3 protein-coding genes are annotated in these 2,176 nt (G+C 71.4%); 1 reads left to right on the top strand and 2 read right to left on the bottom strand.

What is annotated here, in order from left to right; translation table 11 throughout:
- On the top strand, positions 1 to 742 hold a 742-nt coding region (locus FOY91_RS21225; RefSeq protein ID WP_145156042.1), incomplete at its 5' end, for a hypothetical protein.
- Positions 743 to 759: 17 nt separating this feature from the next.
- Here FOY91_RS21225 and FOY91_RS21220 read toward each other — a convergent pair.
- Positions 760 to 1,161 (bottom strand): dihydroneopterin aldolase, encoded by a 402-nt coding sequence (locus FOY91_RS21220; protein WP_145156040.1) that lies wholly within the window; start codon positions 1,159 to 1,161, stop codon positions 760 to 762.
- A complete protein-coding gene (locus tag FOY91_RS21215) occupies positions 1,158 to 1,952 on the bottom strand; it encodes an SDR family NAD(P)-dependent oxidoreductase (RefSeq protein ID WP_145156038.1) in 795 nt (264 codons plus the stop codon). Before FOY91_RS21215 ends, FOY91_RS21220 begins: the two co-directional genes overlap by 4 nt.
- Between the last annotated feature and the right edge of the window lie 224 nt (positions 1,953 to 2,176).

Here is a 2,176-nt window from a genome sequence, read left to right as displayed (position 1 = left end):
CACCTATGCCGACCTGGCGGATCTGGCCGCCAGCGCCCCCATCGTCGCCGATGTGCAGGTGGTGCGCGCGACCCGGCTCAAGCCGGCGCAGGCGGTGGGGATCGCCCCCGGCTTCGTTCGCTTCTACGTGGAAGGCACCGTGCTGGCGCTGATCCGCGGCGCGCAGGGGCTGCCCGGCCAGATCAGCTGGCTGGTCGATCTGCCGATCGAGGGTGTCCGCGTGCCGAAGCTGGCGAAGAAGACGCGGCTGCTGCTGCTCGCCACCCCCGGCACGCGTCCCGGCGAGGTGCGGCTGGCGACGCCCTATGCGCAGTTCGCCTGGACGCCCGATCTCGACGCCCGGCTGCGCAACGTGCTGACCGCGATGACCGCCGCCGATGCGCCGCCGCGCGTTACCGGGATCGGCAGCGCGTTCCATGTGCCCGGCTCGCTGCCGGGCGAGAGCGAGACGCAGATCTTCCTGCGCACCGCCGACGCCCGCCCGATCTCGCTCAACGTGCTGCGCCGCCCCGGCCAGCCGCCGCGCTGGGCGGTGGCGCTGGGCGAGATGGTGGACGAGGCCGCCGGCCCGCCCGCACGGGACAGCCTGCTGTGGTATCGCCTCGCCTGCTTCCTGCCCGCCGCGCTGCCCGATACCGCCACCGCCGAGCTGGCCCCTGCCGATGCGGCGGCCGCAGCCGAGGACTATCGCTTCGTCCTCGCCGCGCTCGGCACCTGCGCGCGCAACTACGGCGCGCGCTGACCGGCCCTGACCGCGGATCAGAAGGAGGCGATCTCCACGCCCACGCCAGCGCAGTCGGGATAGACGTCGGGCTTGCGCGCGGAGATGCGGAGCGCCTTCACGCCCGCACGCGCGCCGATCAGCGCGTAGATTTCGCGCACCAGCGTCTCCTGCAGGTTGAAGCGGCGGCCCTCCGTCATCCGGCGAATCTCGGTGCGGAGGAAGTCGTAGTTCCAGGCGGCGTCCGCGCTGTCCTCCGAGGCGAAGGCGTCGTCGTCCACCCACACCTCCACCGACACGAGCAGGCGCTGGGGGTTGCCCACCTCGAACTCGTGGAAACCGATGTCCACCGGCAGGTCGAAGTCGGTGAGGAAGATGCGGTGCGTTACCGGCACCAGCGTGTCGGGCACGAGGCCGTCGAGCGCGGGGGAATTGGTCATGGAACGGCTTTCTGAGGGGAGTCGGGAAGGAATTGCACGTCGCGCTCCAGCGCCAGAAAACGCTGGCCGCCGTCGAGCGTGATGGTCTGGCCGGTCAGCACCGGGGTCGCCACGATGAAGCGCAGGGTGCGCACGATATCGTCCACCGCCACCCCCCGGCCGAGCGGGTTGTGCGCGTGGACGGCGGCGAAGTTCGCCTCGCTCTGCGGCCCGGAGACGAGGGTGACGGCAGGCGCGATCGCGCACACGCGGATGCCACGCGGCGCAAGATCGCGCGCGGCCAGTTCGGTAAAGCCCGCCAGCCCCATCTTGGAGACGGTGTAGCTGAAGAAATCGGTGTTCGGCGCGGCGAGCTTGGCATCCAGCAGGTTCACCACCAGCCCCGCCGCCCCGGCCGGCACGGCGGCGGCGAAGGCGCGGGTGAGGAAGGCGGGCGCGCGCAGGTTCACGCTCAGGTGCGCGTCCCACTGATCCGCCTCCAGCGTATCGAGCGTATCGTGGACGAAGCCCGAGGCGCTGTTCACCAGCAGCCCCGGTGGCGGCATGCCGGCGGCGGCGGCGAGGATCGCGGCGGGCGCGTCGGGGTCGGCGAGTTCGGCTTCCACCACGCGGGCATGGGGCAACTCGGCGGCAAGCGCCTCTGCCTCATCCTCCGAGCGGCGGCAGTGGATCAGCACATGCCACCCGTCGTCGGACAACGCCCGCACCAGCGCCGCGCCGATCCGGCGTGCACCGCCGGTGACGATCGCGGTTCTGGGGGTGGTGGCAAGCGGGCCGAATTCGGAAACCATGCCCCGCCCCTAAAGCGAAATCGCAGGCGGTGAAACCTCCCGCGCGACCCCGGCACACGGCTGCCTAAGAATTGGGCAGGGCGAGCCGGGTACAGGCGGCATATGGCTGCCCGGCGATTATTCAACAGTTCCCCACAGCTTATCCCCGCCCGGCGGGGATAACCCGGGCCGGCACGCCGGATACCCGATTCCGGTTGCCAGCCCCGCTCCGCACGCTAGGAGCG

Origin of the sequence: Alterirhizorhabdus solaris, from assembly GCF_007785815.1 — a bacterium.
GTDB classification, from domain to species: Bacteria; Pseudomonadota; Alphaproteobacteria; order Sphingomonadales; family Sphingomonadaceae; genus Alterirhizorhabdus; species Alterirhizorhabdus solaris.
Note: the sequence above shows the minus strand (reverse complement) of the source record. Positions and strands in the feature narration are given on the sequence as shown.